The organism is Psychrobacter sp. C 20.9 (genome assembly GCF_001921765.1).
In the GTDB taxonomy this organism is placed as follows: domain Bacteria; phylum Pseudomonadota; class Gammaproteobacteria; order Pseudomonadales; family Moraxellaceae; genus Psychrobacter; species Psychrobacter piscatorii_B.
Genome location: NZ_MRYC01000027.1, coordinates 1 through 17,271, shown reverse-complemented (window position 1 = coordinate 17,271; position 17,271 = coordinate 1). Strand labels below are relative to the sequence as shown.

Annotated in this window: 15 protein-coding genes; 2 read left to right on the top strand and 13 right to left on the bottom strand. The window is 44.3% G+C overall.

Going from position 1 to position 17,271, the window contains the following annotated elements; all coding sequences use genetic code 11:
- Positions 1 to 64 precede the first annotated feature (64 nt).
- The 3 genes from BTW00_RS13270 to BTW00_RS13260 all read right to left on the bottom strand — a co-directional run bounded on the left by BTW00_RS13270 (position 65) and on the right by BTW00_RS13260 (position 3,337).
- Positions 65 to 589, bottom strand: coding sequence for a beta-lactamase hydrolase domain-containing protein (locus BTW00_RS13270; protein ID WP_075107801.1), 525 nt, complete (start codon positions 587 to 589; stop codon positions 65 to 67).
- A gap of 129 nt (positions 590 to 718) precedes the next feature.
- Complete coding sequence (locus BTW00_RS13265; RefSeq protein ID WP_075107795.1) at positions 719 to 1,630, bottom strand: MaoC/PaaZ C-terminal domain-containing protein; 912 nt, start codon at positions 1,628 to 1,630, stop codon at positions 719 to 721.
- A 306-nt stretch (positions 1,631 to 1,936) separates the two neighbouring features.
- On the bottom strand, positions 1,937 to 3,337 hold the full coding sequence (locus BTW00_RS13260; RefSeq protein ID WP_075107794.1) for a 3-oxoacyl-ACP reductase: 1,401 nt from the start codon (positions 3,335 to 3,337) through the stop codon (positions 1,937 to 1,939).
- Positions 3,338 to 3,894: 557 nt separating this feature from the next.
- On the opposite strand from BTW00_RS13260, the gene BTW00_RS13255 reads away from it, so the two are divergent.
- Both BTW00_RS13255 and ppk2 read left to right on the top strand, forming a co-directional pair.
- Positions 3,895 to 5,535 (top strand): acetyl-CoA C-acetyltransferase, encoded by a 1,641-nt coding sequence (locus BTW00_RS13255; RefSeq protein ID WP_075107793.1) that lies wholly within the window; start codon positions 3,895 to 3,897, stop codon positions 5,533 to 5,535.
- Between the two features lie 268 nt (positions 5,536 to 5,803).
- On the top strand, positions 5,804 to 6,817 hold the full coding sequence (gene ppk2 / locus BTW00_RS13250; protein WP_256714077.1) for a polyphosphate kinase 2: 1,014 nt from the start codon (positions 5,804 to 5,806) through the stop codon (positions 6,815 to 6,817).
- A 123-nt stretch (positions 6,818 to 6,940) separates the two neighbouring features.
- Here ppk2 and BTW00_RS13245 read toward each other — a convergent pair whose 3' ends face one another.
- The 10 genes from BTW00_RS13245 to rsmG form a co-directional block, all read right to left on the bottom strand.
- Complete coding sequence (locus BTW00_RS13245; RefSeq protein WP_075107792.1) at positions 6,941 to 7,288, bottom strand: PilZ domain-containing protein; 348 nt, start codon at positions 7,286 to 7,288, stop codon at positions 6,941 to 6,943.
- Between the two features lie 117 nt (positions 7,289 to 7,405).
- Complete coding sequence (locus BTW00_RS13240; RefSeq protein WP_075107791.1) at positions 7,406 to 8,551, bottom strand: DNA polymerase III subunit delta'; 1,146 nt, start codon at positions 8,549 to 8,551, stop codon at positions 7,406 to 7,408.
- Positions 8,552 to 8,637: 86 nt separating this feature from the next.
- Positions 8,638 to 9,450, bottom strand: a complete 813-nt coding sequence (kdsB, locus tag BTW00_RS13235) for a 3-deoxy-manno-octulosonate cytidylyltransferase (protein ID WP_075107790.1) — start codon at positions 9,448 to 9,450, stop codon at positions 8,638 to 8,640.
- Between the two features lie 45 nt (positions 9,451 to 9,495).
- Entirely contained in the window at positions 9,496 to 10,626 is a 1,131-nt protein-coding gene (lpxK, locus tag BTW00_RS13230; protein WP_075107789.1) for a tetraacyldisaccharide 4'-kinase, read from the bottom strand.
- Positions 10,627 to 10,692: 66 nt separating this feature from the next.
- On the bottom strand, positions 10,693 to 12,480 hold the full coding sequence (gene msbA / locus BTW00_RS13225) for a lipid A export permease/ATP-binding protein MsbA (protein ID WP_075107788.1): 1,788 nt from the start codon (positions 12,478 to 12,480) through the stop codon (positions 10,693 to 10,695).
- A gap of 76 nt (positions 12,481 to 12,556) precedes the next feature.
- On the bottom strand, positions 12,557 to 12,988 hold the full coding sequence (locus BTW00_RS13220; RefSeq protein ID WP_058024949.1) for a biopolymer transporter ExbD: 432 nt from the start codon (positions 12,986 to 12,988) through the stop codon (positions 12,557 to 12,559).
- Between the two features lie 72 nt (positions 12,989 to 13,060).
- Positions 13,061 to 13,774: a MotA/TolQ/ExbB proton channel family protein gene (locus tag BTW00_RS13215; RefSeq protein ID WP_075107787.1), complete on the bottom strand. Its 714-nt coding sequence runs from the start codon at positions 13,772 to 13,774 to the stop codon at positions 13,061 to 13,063.
- A 101-nt stretch (positions 13,775 to 13,875) separates the two neighbouring features.
- Positions 13,876 to 15,018, bottom strand: a complete 1,143-nt coding sequence (locus tag BTW00_RS13210) for a ParB/RepB/Spo0J family partition protein (protein WP_075107786.1) — start codon at positions 15,016 to 15,018, stop codon at positions 13,876 to 13,878.
- Positions 15,019 to 15,122: 104 nt separating this feature from the next.
- Complete coding sequence (locus BTW00_RS13205) at positions 15,123 to 15,902, bottom strand: ParA family protein (protein ID WP_075107785.1); 780 nt, start codon at positions 15,900 to 15,902, stop codon at positions 15,123 to 15,125.
- A 259-nt stretch (positions 15,903 to 16,161) separates the two neighbouring features.
- Entirely contained in the window at positions 16,162 to 16,878 is a 717-nt protein-coding gene (rsmG, locus tag BTW00_RS13200) for a 16S rRNA (guanine(527)-N(7))-methyltransferase RsmG (protein WP_075107784.1), read from the bottom strand.
- Positions 16,879 to 17,271: the final 393 nt, after the last annotated feature.

The following is a 17,271-nucleotide window of genomic DNA, read 5'->3' as shown; positions in this document are numbered from 1 at the left end:
ATTGATAACCAATAAAAAAGGCCACCTATCGGTCGCCTTTTTATGCTTCAATTATTATGATAATTTAGCGCGGTACTAGCAAGCGATTATGGACTTCTTGTTCAAGCTTGGTCAAGCCGTGACTACGTCCACGCTCCATAGCAGTATCCATCTTGCGACCACGCAACCAGCCTGCGCGTAGTGCAATGGCAGCCCCTACCCTGTTGCCTGAACCACAGTGCATGGCCATCTTTTTACCATGATACTGACGCAATATATTATCAAACGCCAATATCTTAAGCTGCTTTAGCTCTTCAGCGCCATTAATAGGCAGGTGCTCATAGCTCATTCCTGCGCGCTCAACGGCAACTGATTCATTAAAACTCAACTCATCCTCTGGCTGCAAATTAATCACCAACTCAACGCCAGCTTTTGCTAGAGCGGCGACTTTTTCCTCATTTAACGCGCCGCACACAATAGTATTGGCATCCGGACGAAAATAAGGCTCAAAGACAGCGGACAAATCAACACCATTGTCAGAATCGCTATGGTCATCACTTGAGATATCAGTGACAGCGTTGTCATTAGCAGCTACTGTATCAATAGTCATTGATCTGTCAGCTTGATCCGTACTTGTCGCGCTATTTTGTGAATTCATGTTTTGTGCAGTCATAATGATAAACGTGTTGGTTAAATATGGCTATTAAGATATAGGTTTGAATACGTCGTACAATGCTTGCTACTTGCTATTTAACGTCACGACACCCGCCAAATGTGGCTTACTGTTTTTGGAGCTATATAAGCCAAAATCACAGGTATCGCCGACACTTTCAAGCTGAGCGATTGGCTGCGCAATAAGCTCTACTTCTGCTGGCAAAAAGATCGGTAACTTGAAAGAAACATCAACGGTATAAGCATCAGGCAGCTCATCCATTAGAGCAAGACACTTAGCTTTTGACCACATGCCGTGTGCAATCGCTTTAGGGAAGCCAAACGCGCGCGCTGATAGTGGGTGCAAATGAATCAAGTTAAAGTCACCTGAAACAAAAGCATAACGGCGACCAATATCTTCTGGCACTTCAAAAATACTGTGTACGTCTTTTTTACCTACTTCTGGCTTCACAGCAACTGGACGCGGTGTGCTTTTTTTATCTTTGCTGCTGGCCGTTTTTTTGCTGCGTGATAGGTAAGTTGACGTCCCTTCCCAAATTACTTTGTCCTCTACTTTGACCGTGGTGACAAAGTCAAATTGCTGACCTTGAGCATGGTCACGCAAATTATCAAAAGTGACCGACATGGACACCGTTTCGCGCTCACCGATAGGACGATGCTGCGTGACGCTGTTGTCTACGTGTACCAGACCTAACATCGCAAATGGAAACGGCTCTTTGACCATCATATTCATCTGTAGAGTTTGTGATAGTACTGAAAAGTACGTCGCGGGTACTTTACCGTTATCAGCAAAGCCACAAATTTTACGATAGTCGTTTAGATTATCATGATCGATATGCAAATCATCGACGTAATAGGTGGCCTGTGGCAATTGATCTTTACTGACTTTGCCACTGTTACCAATAGGTAATAAGCTTTTGACGATATTGGCATAGGTAGTGTGCGCTTTTGGCAACGCGTCATAATGGGTGTCTGGCATAAGTAAATCCTAAATGTGGCTTGAACAAGATTTTTAACGTATCTAGAGACATTGAGCAGTCATTGACTGGTACCTATTATCAATGAGTACTATATTCAATCAATTTTGCAAGTATTTTTAGTAGCAAAAAATAGTTTGGCTGATGGCTCTTGTGTTTTTATCATAAAAAAGCCACCCGTGGGCAGCTTTATTACAATTTATCAGCAAATATTTCGTAAGCATATGTGAGGCAAATCAAAAACAAGGGATAATACCATCACGCTACCTTCTCCTCATTTGCCACATAGTCTCACCAACAAATCAGTATTATGCGCCAAGTAAGCTTTGACCACAAACACGAACTGTGTTGCCATTTAGGCCACCCGAAGCAGGTGAAGCCAACCATGCGATGGTCTCAGCCACGTCAACTGGTAAACCGCCTTGACTCATTGAATTCATACGACGACCAGCTTCGCGAATAGCAAACGGAATCGCTTCCGTCATTTGTGTTTCGATAAACCCTGGTGCTACTGCATTGATGGTCATGCCTTTGGCATTGTCTTCTAACTGCTTAGCAGTCGCATTAACCAAGCCAATAACACCCGCTTTAGAAGTGGCATAATTGGTCTGACCCATGTTACCAGCGATACCTGAAATAGATGACACACATACGATACGGGCGTTTTCTTTTAGCACGTCATTATCAAGCAAGTAGCGATTCAGCTTAGCAATGCTGCCCAAGTTGATATCGATGACCATGTCCCACTTTTTTTCATCCATTCTGGCCAATGTCTTATCACGAGTCACGCCAGCATTGTGAATGACTGAATCCAGACCACCACGCTTTTGCGCCGCATCTGCGATTTCTGCACCAGCATCATCGCTAGTGATGTCTACTGTCAATACAGAGCCACTGATTTCGCTGGCAACTTTTTGTAAGTCAGCTTGCTGCTGCGGTACGTCAAGACAGATTACATGCGCGCCCTCGCGAGCTAATACGCGAGCAATTGCTTCGCCAATACCGCGACTTGCGCCCGTCACTAGCATCGTTTTACCGCCTAGAGGCTGATTCCAATCGACGTCAACTGAGTCGCCCTTGCTCACGCGTACCACTTGTCCTGAGACATAAGCTGAACGTGCTGAAGTGAAAAAGCGCAAGGTCGAGTCTAGGTTTTGCTCAGCGCCTGTTTCTACATAGATAAGCTGAGCTGTAATGCCGCGCTTAAACTCTTTACCTACTGATTTTACAAAGCCCTCAAGTGCCCGTTGTGCCATGGCAGTTTCGATATCAGTGATGTCCTCTGGCGTACGACCAATAACGATCACACGGCCTGACTTTTCTACGCGGCGCGCAACGCTATGAAAAAACTCGTACACTTCTTTTAGCTGATCTGCATTGCTGATATTACTTGCATCAAAAAGCAATACTTTGAACTGATCGTCACCACCTGTATTGGCTTTTGCTTCAACGCCTGCATCAGCAAGGGCGTCTTTGATATCATCACTGCTGTTTACATATACATCAGCATGCACATCTAACAAAATACGTGCAACAGATTCACTAATGCTTTTATCCTCACCATTAGCACGGCCAACTAGTACACTGCCACGAACCAAACGCTCACCGCTTTCAAAACGATCTAGCGTCGCTGGCATTGGCAAACCTAAGTTCTTTGCGACTTTTTTGCCAATAGAAGATTGAACAAAATCACCATAACGGTCTGACATAATATATTCCCTATAAATAATGAATGGTTTAAATAATAGTAAACACTAAATGTAATACGCCTATTATATAGACTCATCAACATTGTAATTATTGATATTTGGTAAATCATCTTAAACGAGCCTAACTATACACTGCCATTAGAAACATGTCCAAAAACAGACAATGTCTACAACAATCTGTAAACAAGTCAGTATAAAAGCTGGCGAGTTTTTACTAACTCACTGACCATCATAACATGTTAAAATCCGTCCTATCAGTTATGGCAAACATAATTATTGATAACAATATATTATCAAAAGTATCGTTATGCAATGCTACTATTTGGTACTCGCCAGTCTATTAGCTGTTTAACCAGTACACTCAAAGCTAGCATTGAACTTATACAAGCGACACATCGTTTGCTAAAGAGATACATTAAACGAGCACAAAACGACTTATCATACACAGCGATACTAGGTGATAAATGATAATATTTGATTTTTGCTTAACATGACTTTGCCACTTTTTTTATTTTTACCCTTCAATTTTTCTGCCCATACTTTTTAAGGATAATATTATGAGTAATAAAAACAACCACCCTGATAGTCCAGTTGTCGAAAGCACTGTTGTTAAAACCAGCGATGCAAAACCACAAGAAATTGCTGAAAACATCGCTCAAAACAATGAACCTGCTAAAACTGCTGACGTTAAAGCTGATACTAAGGCCAACGATACCAAGGCTGATAGCACACAAGCTGAAAACACAAAAAAAGAAGCGCCAGCTACTAAAAAATCTGATGCGAAAGGAACTGATAATAAAGTCGCAGAGACTAAAGATACCACTAGCAAACAACCAGATGATGAAAAAGTAGAAACCACAGCAGCTAAAAAACCAGCGACTGCAACTAAAAAAGCGAGTAAAACCAAACCTGCTACAAACCAGAATCGTGTGGCAATCTTAGGTGGTAATCGTATTCCATTTGCTCGCTCAAATGGCTCATACGCTGACGTCAGCAATACAGATATGTTGACTGCTGCTCTAGACGGCTTGGTTGAGCGCTACAACTTACAAGACGAAGTCATCGGCGAAGTGGTCGCTGGTGCCGTTATGAAGCTAAGCCGCGATATCAACCTGACTCGCGAAGCAACATTGAACACAGCGCTGAACCCACACACACCAGCCTATGATATCTCACAAGCGTGCGGAACTGGCCTACAAGCGACCTTTGCTTCTGCGAACAAAATCGCACTGGGTGTTATCGATTCAGCCATCACAGGCGGCGTAGATACTACTTCAGATGCGCCTATCGCTATTGGTGATGGTCTGCGTAAAGTACTGATCAAGCTTGGTGCCGCCAAAGACAACAAGCAACGCCTAAAGGCATTGATGGGTCTAAATCCAAAAGACTTGATTGACTCACCGCAAAATGGCGAGCCGCGTACTGGTCTATCGATGGGCGAGCATCAAGCGATTACAGCACTTGAGTGGAACATCACTCGTGAAGCTCAAGACGAGCTTGCCTTTAACAGTCACAAAAACCTAGCACGCGCTTATGACGAAGGTTTCTTTGATGACTTGATCACCCCATACAAAGGTCTGACTCGTGATAACAACTTACGTCCAGACACCACGCTAGAGAAACTGGGTAAGCTAAAGCCAGTATTTGGCAAAAAGAACGCCAATCCAACGATGACTGCTGCCAACTCAACGCCACTGACTGATGGCGCATCTTGTGTCCTATTGGGTACTGATGAATGGGCAAAAGAGCATGGTCTAAAACCACTGGCTTATATCGTGCACCAAGAGACAGCGGCGGTAGACTTTATCGGTAAATCTGGTACTACCGAAGGCTTACTCATGGCACCCGCTTATGCGGTACCACGTATGCTTGAGCGCGCTGGCCTCACGCTACAGGACTTTGATTTCTATGAGATTCATGAAGCGTTTGCCTCACAAGTGCTATCGACACTCGCCGCTTGGGAAGATGAGACATTCTGTGAAGAGCGCCTAGGTCTTGATGCGCCACTAGGCTCGATCGATCGCAGCAAGCTAAACGTGAATGGCTCATCACTAGCAGCAGGCCATCCATTTGCTGCAACCGGTGGTCGTATCCTAGCCACCGCCGCAAAACTACTTGACCAAAAAGGCTCAGGCCGTGCGCTAATCTCTATCTGCGCCGCTGGTGGTCAAGGCGTGACTTGCATCTTAGAAAAATAAGCTTCATAAATTGTGAATCAAAAATACATGCTGACTAATTATTTTAATCAGCATATATCTATCCATAAAAAATGCCCTTTAACTATTTAAAGGGCATTTTTTATTGTCTGTACTTTGCTATGATAGAACCGACCTAGATAGTAACCTCTTAAAAAAGCTGACACGCCAAACAAAGGTAATATTTATGGGTAAGACAGAATTTCTACTTAAAAAAAAGTTTCTATTAAGAAAAATGAGGCAAATCATTTTTGGCTCTGAAAAATTGGTAATGACAAAACCCGTTACAACCAGTGATTTTCAGTCTCTAACCACTAAAGAGGATTTGGATCGGTACAATCAGGAGCAAGCCATCCTTTCTGAACGTATCGAAAAAGACATTCTTGATGATGAACTGCGTCGAAAAATGCATCAAGACCTTATCGATACCTACGATGAAGAGCTAGAAAACGAAATAGATGACTATGCACGTGACTTTCGCTTCAATGGTCGTGAGATGAGTGAGCAAGAAAAACTGGATCGGCGTACTTATTTCCATGAGTTGGTACGATTGCAGCGAGAACTTATCAAGCTGCAAGACTGGGTGGTCGCAAATGGTGAGCGTATCGTCGTTATCTTTGAAGGGCGAGATTCTGCGGGTAAAGGGGGCGCTATCAAACGTATTACCCAAAGGCTAAATCCACGCGTGTGCCGTGTTGCCGCCTTACCTGCTCCTACTGAACGCGAGCAAACCCAGTGGTATTTTCAGCGCTATGTCGCGCATCTACCAGCCGCAGGTGAGATCGTTTTGTTTGATCGTAGTTGGTACAATCGCGGCGGTGTCGAGCGCGTCATGGGCTTTTGTACTGATGAGCAATATGAGGAGTTTTTCCAGTCAGTGCCAGAGTTTGAACGCATGCTTGTGCGATCAGGCATTCGCTTGGTGAAATACTGGTTTTCTATTACTGACGATGAGCAGCATGCACGCTTTATGAGCCGAATATACGATCCGCTAAAACAGTGGAAACTCTCGCCGATGGACTTACAATCCCGTAGGCGCTGGGAGGATTATACCAAAGCAAAAGAGACCATGTTTGAGCGCACTCATATCCCTGAGGCCCCATGGTGGGTGGTTGAAGGCAACAATAAGAAGCGCGCTAGGCTCAACTGTATTGCACATCTGCTCGACCAGATTCCTTATAAAGAGATACCTCGTGAGGAAGTTGAATTGCCCAGTCGCAAACGTGATGACGAATACTACCGCGAGCCTATTCCTGATGATATGTACGTACCGCCGCGCTACTAGCCCTCACGGATATATATCCTAAAAAAAGCCTTATACAGTTATAAGGCTTTTTTATTAATCATACAATATAGCCATGATGACCATCGATAAAGACGCCTAGGTTTTTGGGTTAAGTGGTATGGGCTACATGGTATAAGTGGATTGCAGGCTATCTATTTTACCAGCCAATAAACGCTCAACTTCGTTCTTGATTCGTTGTCCTGCGATATCACTACCAATTTGCACAGCAAAGCCTGCTGGTCGACCGCTCTGCGTTTTGGAGTTGATCCAAACAACCTTACCATTCATGGGCAAACGCTCACTAGAGTTGGGCAGTGTGACAGCAATAAAAACCTCGTCACCCAATTGCTGCGGCTGATCAGAGGGCACAAACAAAGCGCCATTATTCACAAAAGACAGATAGCTGGCATACAACGTTTCGATAGTCTCAATATGGCAGGTTAAAATCCCGCCGCGTCCTGGCATTGCCATAATCAGCTTCCTTTATCAATTGGGTCAAATATATTTTTATAAATGATTGTGAGAATATAAACAAAAGCGATTTATATCAATAAGTTCCAATAGCTCACAAAGGCTATGTCACCACTCCTACAAGCAGGCCAATTCTTGCATTAGCTTATCATAAGCAAATTTTTCTTGCACATTTTGTTGCAGTGCAACTTTGGTCTTCTGCAAACTATCGCCGAATACTTCTAGGTTGAAAGCATCGGGTTGATAAGAGGCTAATGCTTCTGATAGGTTGATATCTGTTTGTAATTCACTCAGTCCTAGACAGATGCGCTTTATGTCTAGGAGCATCCGTTCAGACAGTTGAATAAACTCTTTAATACTCAGCTGTTTTTGCCAATAATCACTTGCCGCTACGCTACTACGTTTACCACTTCGCAGTGCCTGCCATGTGGTCAGCCACAGTGCACGTTTGCTGTACCACGGTGCCTGTGCCAATGCTACCGCAGCGAGAGGTGCGCCGTTTGCTAATTGTATCAACTGCTCAATCGCCATCTTACTGACGGCTTCACGATTGATGGTATGACCGAGCAATTTTGTCACATAATCGATAGCAACAGCGGGCTCAATAGTCTGTAATGCCAGCTGTTGTACACGGCTCTTAATCGTTGGAAGCAGCTGAGCAGGCGTGTCACTGATTAAAAATAGATGAACTTGTGCTTGTGGCTCCTCCAAGGTTTTGAGTAACGCATTGGCAGCGGCGACGGTCATTTGCTCAGCATGATCTAACACACAGATGCGCATCCCTTGCCCGCCTTGATAAATAAAAGGCTGCAAGGCACGAATGTCATCCACTTTGATTTTAAGCGCGCTGTTGCTGGTGCTCTTAGTGGCTTTTTTGTCTTTTGCGCTGCTTGATTTGTCTTGGAGGGTGTCGCTATCCGCATTGATTGGCATACTCACGATTGGCATACTCACGATTGGCAGTACTTGTAAGCTTGGATGAGTCCCCGACTTGAGCCATTGACAACTTTCACACGCGCCGCATGCGCCTAGTGGATTCGTATCATGCTCGCGGCATAATAGCCAAGCCACCAACCGCCATACAAAGGCGCGTTTACCCATCCCCTGCATACCAGCAGCGAGCAATGCATGCGGCAAGGACTGCTGAGTCAATACTCGCTGAGTCAATTGTGACCACAACATCTGCTGCCACGGCAGCAAGGGCGCAAAATAGATACTGTCTGAACGCTCTTGCGCGCCTACGTTTGCTGTCATATCATTCATAACAATGGCTCTATCACGTTTTTAGATATTTAGGATGCGGCACGCTAACGATACTCTGGATAATGTGCGAGCGCTTGCTCAAACCATTATTTAGCAGGGTTTTGAAAATCAGCCAAGCTCATGGCATTTAAACGGTCTAGATCTTCTTGGGTATCGACACCAGCCGGCAGCTGACAAGCAGCTTCTGCAATGGCGATAAGCTTACCGTTTTCTAATACCCGTAGCTGCTCCAGACTCTCGAGTAGCTCAAGTGGCGTCTGTGGCCAATGCACAAACTGCTGTAATAGACTAACGCGATAGGCGTATAAACCCAAATGACGATACGCATTTTTTGGTGGCTGTCTTTGAGTGTCATCCGCCAATACGACATCACGATCACAAGGGATTGGTGCTCGACTAAAATAAAGCGCGCGCTGTAGATTGTTCGTATGTTGGCTGACTACCTTTACCACAGAAGCTCGCTGGAACGTATCGTAATCATCGATAGGCTCACAGAGTGTCGCCATGACGCTGGCCTCATCCGCTACCAAAAGCGCCTGTACCTGCTCGAGCAGTAAGGGCGGCACAAGAGGCTCATCACCCTGCATATTGACCACAATATCATGATCAGCCCAGCCTTTGATAGCCGCCACTTCCGCCAAGCGGTCAGTGCCTGAAGCATGCTCGCAACTTGTCATCACGACATCAAAACCGGCATCGATACAGACCTTTGCAATTTGCTCATCATCAGTCGCAATACACATATCGTCAGCAAAGGTTGCTGTCTTTGCCTTTTCAGCCACCCAAAGTATCATCGGTTTGCCATGAATGCTCAATAATGGCTTACCGGGTAACCGTGTGCTCTTAAAGCGTGCAGGAATCACAATATGGGTTTTGGCAGGTATGGTGACAAGCGACATGGTTTATTCCTAAAAATTGTGTCAGTTTGACGTATTGACCATTATCTATGATGGCGTTTTTGTACCAACATCAGAGTCAGCCTCAATACCCAAAGCTTTTAATTGCTGGTTTAGATTATCATAACAGTTATCGGATAATACGGCCGTCACAGGCAAAACCCACAACCTGCTAACGAGCTGTGCATACTCATCACTTGATGCTTGTTCCGCCGTATAGTCTGACAACAATGCTTTTATTTTTACTGCATCTTTACTAGTAACTACTATAGGATAATCGCTGTATTGTAAAAGCTCAGCCAAACTAAAGTCATAGTGATCAGGATAAGGATGCCCTATCACGTCAAAACCAAGAGACTCTAACGTATTAAAAAAACGCTGTGGATAGCCAATACCACTGACCGCATGTACTCGGCTACCACTGGTAGGAACGGCTCTATTTATCTGGTTTTCAGATGAGATAAGATCCCATAAGTGTTGCAGCCTATCTGCTTGCAAACGCATGCTCAAGCGTTCAGGAGGGTGTGAGTTTTTACTGCTTTCATGATAATGCGACAAGTCTGTTTTTGGCTTGTCATGATAAATCACATGAGCACCTTCTAGTCGTGACATTGGCTCACGCAAAAATCCGGTTGGCAATAATTGCTCATTACCAAACCCTCGCGCGGCATCTACCACAATCCACTCTATATCCCGCTTGAGCGCATAATGTTGCAAACCATCGTCAGCGATAATCAATTGCACATCAGGCGCAGCATCCAACAAGGTAGTAATTGCTTGCTGACGATTCGGGCATACCGCCATGGCAACGCCTGTCATATGAACAATCAAACATGGCTCGTCGCCTACTACGTTAGGCAAACTGGTGGCATTGACCAATGCTGGCATTTGGCTCGTATCACCGCCATAACCTCGACTGATGACGCCGACTTTTATGCCTCGTTTTTGCAAGTGATTGACCAAGGCGATAATTAACGGTGTTTTGCCGCTACCACCCACACTGATATTACCAATGACCATGACGGGTATAGGTGCGCGATAACTTGATAGCAGCCCAACTTTATAAGCGTGACGACGAAGCAAGGTGATCAGTCCATAAAGCCAGCTAATAGGTAGCAACAGCCATAACCAAGCGGCCTTACGTTGCCATGCATTAGTAATTATCGTCTCAATACTCATGAATAATTGCCATGTATCCTATCGATTCGCTGCTTGGGCGTTAACGTTTTATCAAGTAAATCTATTCTACTCAAAGTCTCGAGCATACATTTGTGCATAATGGCCTTGCAGCTGCATCAGCTCATTATGGGTACCAAGCTCAACTATCTGACCACCATCCATCACAGCAATACGATCCGCAGATTCAATAGTCGTTAAGCGGTGCGCAATCACTAGCGTCGTACGGTTTTTCATGACGTTATCGAGCGCTTGCTGAATATAATACTCTGACTCATTATCAAGCGCACTGGTGGCTTCATCCAAAATCAGAATCGGAGCATCTTTTAACAGCGCACGAGCAATAGATAGTCGTTGACGCTGTCCGCCAGACAGCTGAAGCCCTTCGGCCCCAATCTCGCTTTGGTAGCCATTTGGCATTTTCATGATAAAGTCATGCGCGAAAGCCGCTTTTGCAGCCTCCTCGACTTCAGCTTGGCTCTTATTAGCCAAGCCGCCATAAGCAATGTTATTAAATACTGTCGTATTAAATAGTACGACTTGCTGATTCACCATGGCAATTTGCGCACGCAGACTTTCTAATTTGATCTCTTCAATTGGTATATTGTCTAAAGTAATTTGCCCAGAAGATGTCTCCAGAGTACGCGTTAAGAGATTCACTAAGGAGGACTTGCCTGCTCCGCTTCGTCCTACCAATGCAACCGTCTCACCTGCTTTTATATTTAACGTAAAATCACGTAGAGCAACTGTCGAATCTGGATATACCAAACTGATATTATCCAAAGACATCTGACCAGATAACGCCTTGCTAATAGTGCCTGTGTCTTCTTCTTCTGGCTCATCAAGTAATGCAAAAATCGACTCACCAGCAGCAATGCCTTTTTGCAATTTTTGATTGATATCTGTCAATGAACGGACGGGCTTACTGAGCAGACCAGCTGCCGCAATATAAGAGATAAACTCACCTGCTGAAATACCGCTAATAACTGAAGGTCTCAATGCAAGCCATACCACCACCGACATCGCTATCGCCATCAGCAGCTGTACTGCTGGAGTATTGATACTATTGGTGACGACCACCTTCATGCCTTGGCGTAAGTTCTTTTTTGAAGTCTTATCAAAGCGCTCGGCTTCATATGCTTGTCCGCCATAATTCTTTACCACCTGATAGCCACTGATGACCTCATTGGTAATATGACTGACACTACCCATCGTTTTTTGGATACCTTTAGAGAGCTTAAGATAACGCTTGGAGGCAATGCGAATGAGCCATAGTATTGGTGGCAATACGACAAATAGGATTAGAGTCAAGCGCCAGTTGCTATAAAGCAAAAACCCTATCAATGCCACAACCGTCAAACCATCACGCAGCAAGGTCTTCATTGAGTCTGTACTGGCAGCAGTGACTTGCTCAACATCAAATATCAACTTGGATGAGATCGTACCAGCAGGATTGGCCAAATAGAATGAACTTGGCAAGCGCAGTAGTTTATTAAAAACCTCGACCCGCAGCTCATAAACCAAATTACGTGAGACCAAAGCCGAGTAATAGTTACCCAAAAAACTGCCCAAACCGCGTACGAAAAATAGCGCAATGATGAGTAATGGAAATAACGCCTGTTTGCTTCGATCACTTTGGTTAATGGCATCAGTAATGTATTGCAACAGCTTGGCAATCCAAATCTCAGTTCCTGCGTTGATAGCAAAGCCCAAAACAGTCAGTAGCAAAGCCCACCAATACGGTTTTAGATATTTTAATAGACGCAGTAAAGTTTTACTTTTTGGCGGATTAGACGGGGCTGCTGAAGGTTTTTTAGCAGAAGATTTTGTAGAGTCAGGTGTATAAGCTTGGCTCATAAAAGCCTCAATGTAGGTGTCATGACATGAATGGGCTGTGCTTGATACACAGTTTATAGTAATGATGCGGCAAATATTATTGCGGCAAAGTTTGACCAAGTGGGACAACGGTGCTGATATTTAGGTTCAAAAATCCGAGTTTACCAGCAACATCCATCACCCGTACGACAGATTGATGGGTAGCGTTGGCATCCGCTGCGATGACAAATAGCATATCGCGATTGCTTCCTGCTTCTTGCTGCAACATGCTGGTCAGTTCAGCCTCGTTACTACTAGCAAGCGTAATACCATTCACCAAATAACTGCCATCTTCTTGTACAGCTACTTCTATACTATTTTTTTGCTCTGTCTGCGCCACACCTTCTGCTTCAGGAAGGATAATATTTAAACGACTAAAATGATTAAAAGAAGTAGCCAGTAGCAAAAAGACGATTAAAAACAATAAGCAATCAATCATGGGTGTCAGATTAATTTCAAGCGGCTCAACAGTCGGTTTTCTAAAGCGCATATGAATCTCTTCTACTTACCTGCTATTACGAACGTACTTTGAGCATCAAACTCAGGATCAAAACTATGACAATTATATTGTCGCCATATTGCTTTTATCTACATCTAATCGATCAGTAGCACGCTCATCAATAGTGGTCATGCTATTAGCAGGTGCCGCTACGTGAGTATTGTCGAGCAATTGGTAGTCGTATAGCTCTTGAATCATCAGCCCTGCTTGAGTCTCGAACTGTGCATTGATGTCGATAATGCGGCGCTGAAAGTATCGATACGCAACAAGCGCTGGGATAGCGACGATCATACCAGCAGCCGTGGTGATTAGCGCTTGTGAGACACCAGCAGCAAGCATCGTTGGATCTTGCATCGCACCATCAGTAATCGCTAAGAATGAAGAAATAATACCTAATACCGTACCTAATAATCCAAGCAATGGCGCAATGGCACCAATTGTACCCAACATATTGATATTTTTTTCTAGCTGGTGGACTTGTACGCTGGCACGATTTTGCATATGCATGGTCATAGACTCTAGGCCGTACTGACGATAAAGCAGCCCCGTTGCCAAAATATCACCAAGCGCCGTCTTCTCTTTGACATTCATCAATTGTGTACGGCCGATATCTCCATTTTCGCGTAGGCGAGTGATGAGCTGCTCACGCAGTCTGCTGGGCACAGTCTTGCTAAATTGCAATGTATGACTACGCTCAATAATGATAACCAATGCCAATATAGAGCAGACGACAATAGGTGTCATTAGCCAGCCGCCTGCCTTTACTAACTCCCACATATTTGCTCTCTTCCATATTTTTAAAAACAGTTGTTACGTAGATGGATTTATACGTAAATAGTCGTTACTAATAAATCAGTCCTACTAGCTTGCGTATTGTCTTAAGCCTGTGCTTCTATGTGTTTAATCAAAGCAGCTAACTGGTCTTGACTGTGAAAAAAGATCTCAACACTACCCTGCCCGTCTTTTTTGTGCTTAAGTTTTACCTCAGCACCCAACATATCTGTCAATCTTTGCGTGAGACGCTCTTCATCACGAGACTGTGCTTGTTCGACACGGTTGGCCTTGGGTATAGGGTTCAAAATGGATTTGACCAGCTTTTCAGCTTCTCGCACCGTCATACCGCCATCGATGATTTTTTGTGCAATGATTGGCTGCTGCTCAGAAGACAATGCTAAAAGCGTTCGAGCGTGACCCATGTCTAGTGCGCTATTTGCCAAATGATCTTTTACCGTATCATGCAATTGATTTAGACGTAGTAAATTCGATACCGTTGTACGCGCCTTGCCCACCACTTCAGCAATCATCGCATGGCTCATACCAAACTCTGTATGAAAGCGCTGCAACGCGGCTGCCTGCTCGATCACAGACAAATCTTCACGCTGGATATTTTCAATTAAGGCCAGTGCAATAGCAAGCTCATCAGATAACGCACGCTCAATCGCTGGAATAACCGACTTGCCCGCCATTTTTGCCGCGCGCCAGCGACGTTCGCCAGCGATAATCTCATGAGTGACAAATGCCTCACTCTTATCTTCATTGGCGAGCAATGGGCGAATAACGATAGGCTGCATCACGCCATGCTGCTCAATAGAAGATGCCAATTCTGCAAGCGCCGTTTCACTCATATCACGGCGCGGTTGATACTTACCTGCTTGTAGACGCGTGACATCGATCTGTACGAGGCTGATTTGATCCTCTGAAGCGTTTACGTCTGTGTTATTACCACGCGTTTTGTTGATAGCCGTCTTGTTCGTCACACGTGATGAACGAGTACTATTACTGACAGTAGTGTCATTATCAGTGGATTTTGTAGCCGATTTTTTACTGGCTTTGGGCGAAGCCGCATCGACGGGTGCAGTTTTCACAGGCATGTTGGTATCTAGCGTTTCAGCTGGCACGGCCATATCGCGTGCAGCCATATCGTCTTGCAAGGCAGAGGCGGTGATTTGCTTTTCTTTCTTGATTGACCCTAATAAGGCGTCTAAGCCTCGATTGGCAGCCAACCCTCTTTTCTTCGCCATGATTACCTATCCTCTAACGCTAAAATAAAAGCCAATTGATTACTGCTACGGCTTACTAAATACAATGTTAAGTGCTTTATTGTTCGAAAGCTTTTATAGAAAAACTAGCTACTTTGCTTCATCACTTCAGTGGCCAGTTTTTGATAGGCGCGCGCGCCTTTTGACCATCTCTCATAAGCAATCACTGGCAGACCATGCGCGGGTGCTTCTGCTAGGCGAATATTTCTTGGAATATGAGTCTTATACATAATATCGCCAAAGTGCGCTTCTAATTCAGCAGACACATCACGGGCAAGCGTGTTACGCGCATCAAACAGCGTTCTCACAACACCGCGAATGTATAACTTAGGGTTTAATTCAGTAAGACGCTCAATCGTCTGCGATAAATCTGCTAATCCCTCTAATGCATAATATTCACACTGCATTGGGATAATCACACTATCAGTTGCAACCAAGGCATTAATCGTTAGTAGGTTCAAACTGGGTGCACAGTCTATAATCACATAATCGTATGGCGGCTGTTGCGAGGATTTCTGCGCATCAACCAGATTTTTCATCGCCGTTTTGAACAGCTCGTGACTGTCCGTTTTACTCATCAACGTGATGTCCATACCAGCCAAATCACGATTGGCACCGATCACATCAAACCCTGCCGGACTGGTCACAATGGCTTCTGACAGCGCTACACCATCCAGTAAAACATCGGCTATGGTAAGCGTCAGCTCGTTTTTGTCGACACCCGTACCGCTGGTTGCATTGCCCTGTGGGTCTAAGTCAATCAGTAGTACGTGCTTGCGCTTAGCAGCTAAACTGGCGGTCAAGTTTACCGCCGTCGTGGTTTTACCCACGCCGCCTTTTTGATTCGCAATTGCTATGATTTCCATACACTCACTCAATTTTATTAAGGTCTGTTACTGACTTTTTCTTTTAATTTATTTGCCGCTCAATCTTCTATGCTTATGCAGTGCTACTAAATCAGCGCTTCATGAAAGGCAGCCATTTATAAAAAAATTCTTTTATAAATTACCCAATTTTCGTTTGTATATTTTCAGTGCCTTTTAAATACTATGCCATTTAGGTACAAACGTAAACTGCGTTTCACAAAAAACGACTGCTGTTTCATGACTGGGAAGTATCTACCATTTAGGCATTTTTAGCAGACATTTCAATCAAATGACGACTATCATGCAGACGCGGCACTGTCAGCTTAATCGTCTTAATGTGCCAATCACTATCAAGCGCTTGTAGCTCTTCATCGCTTGGCGCTTTGCCTTTCATAGCACACAAATAACCGTCATCTGCCAATCTCGGCTGCGCTACTTCAACAAAATCTATCAAACTGGCAAACGCTCTAGAAGTCACCACATCATAGCTGGCTTCGTGCGCTTCAATACGCGAAGCGATCGGTTGCATATTACGTAAGCCAAGCTCACTGCTGATCTGCTTAATAAAGCGAATCTTTTTTTGATTACTATCAAGGGCTGTACACGAGCGCTCAGGCTGACAAATCGCAATAATCACTGCAGGCAACCCTGCACCTGTACCGATATCAAGCAGCGACCCTGTCGGCAAATGCGTTATAATAGACAAGCAATCAATCACATGTTTGATCAGCGCTTCTTCTGGATCGGTGATGGCGGTCAGATTATACGCTTTATTCCACAACAAAAGCTGGTCTAAGTATAATAATAACGTGCGCTGCTGTTTCTCACTTAGTGATAGACTTAGCTCATTTACGGCTTGTGCTAAGATACTGGCCAGCTTTGGCAATTGTGAGCCAAGCTTCACAAAGCCAGTCGGATCAATATTGATATTACCCGTGCTAGTAGACGACGAAGAGGTTTTAGCGGAAGCTGACATACAACGAGTTATCCAGTTTTGACATGTGAACCGCCTATTTTATCATGCAGTCTGCTCATTGAATAGTTGCAGATTGCGCCAATGTGGGACATCTTATACTATCTGCACCGTTCATGACGCGTTATTCTGCGTTAACAGCATAAAACGCCTTGCCTAGGTTCTTTATTTTTCGTTTATCATGATCAAGGATTCCTGTAAATATGAGACAAACTGCGTTTAATGACTTCGCTAAAATGCGACTATATCTTGTAAGATGTCATTAGGGCGTGTTGAACATTCGACCATGGCACTGACAGCGACTATTTTTTAGGCGATTCGATGTTAAAAATAATAAGTTTAGTCATTCTAAGCGCTTATTTTTAACGATGAAGCGGCAAAAAAGAGTCCTGTCCC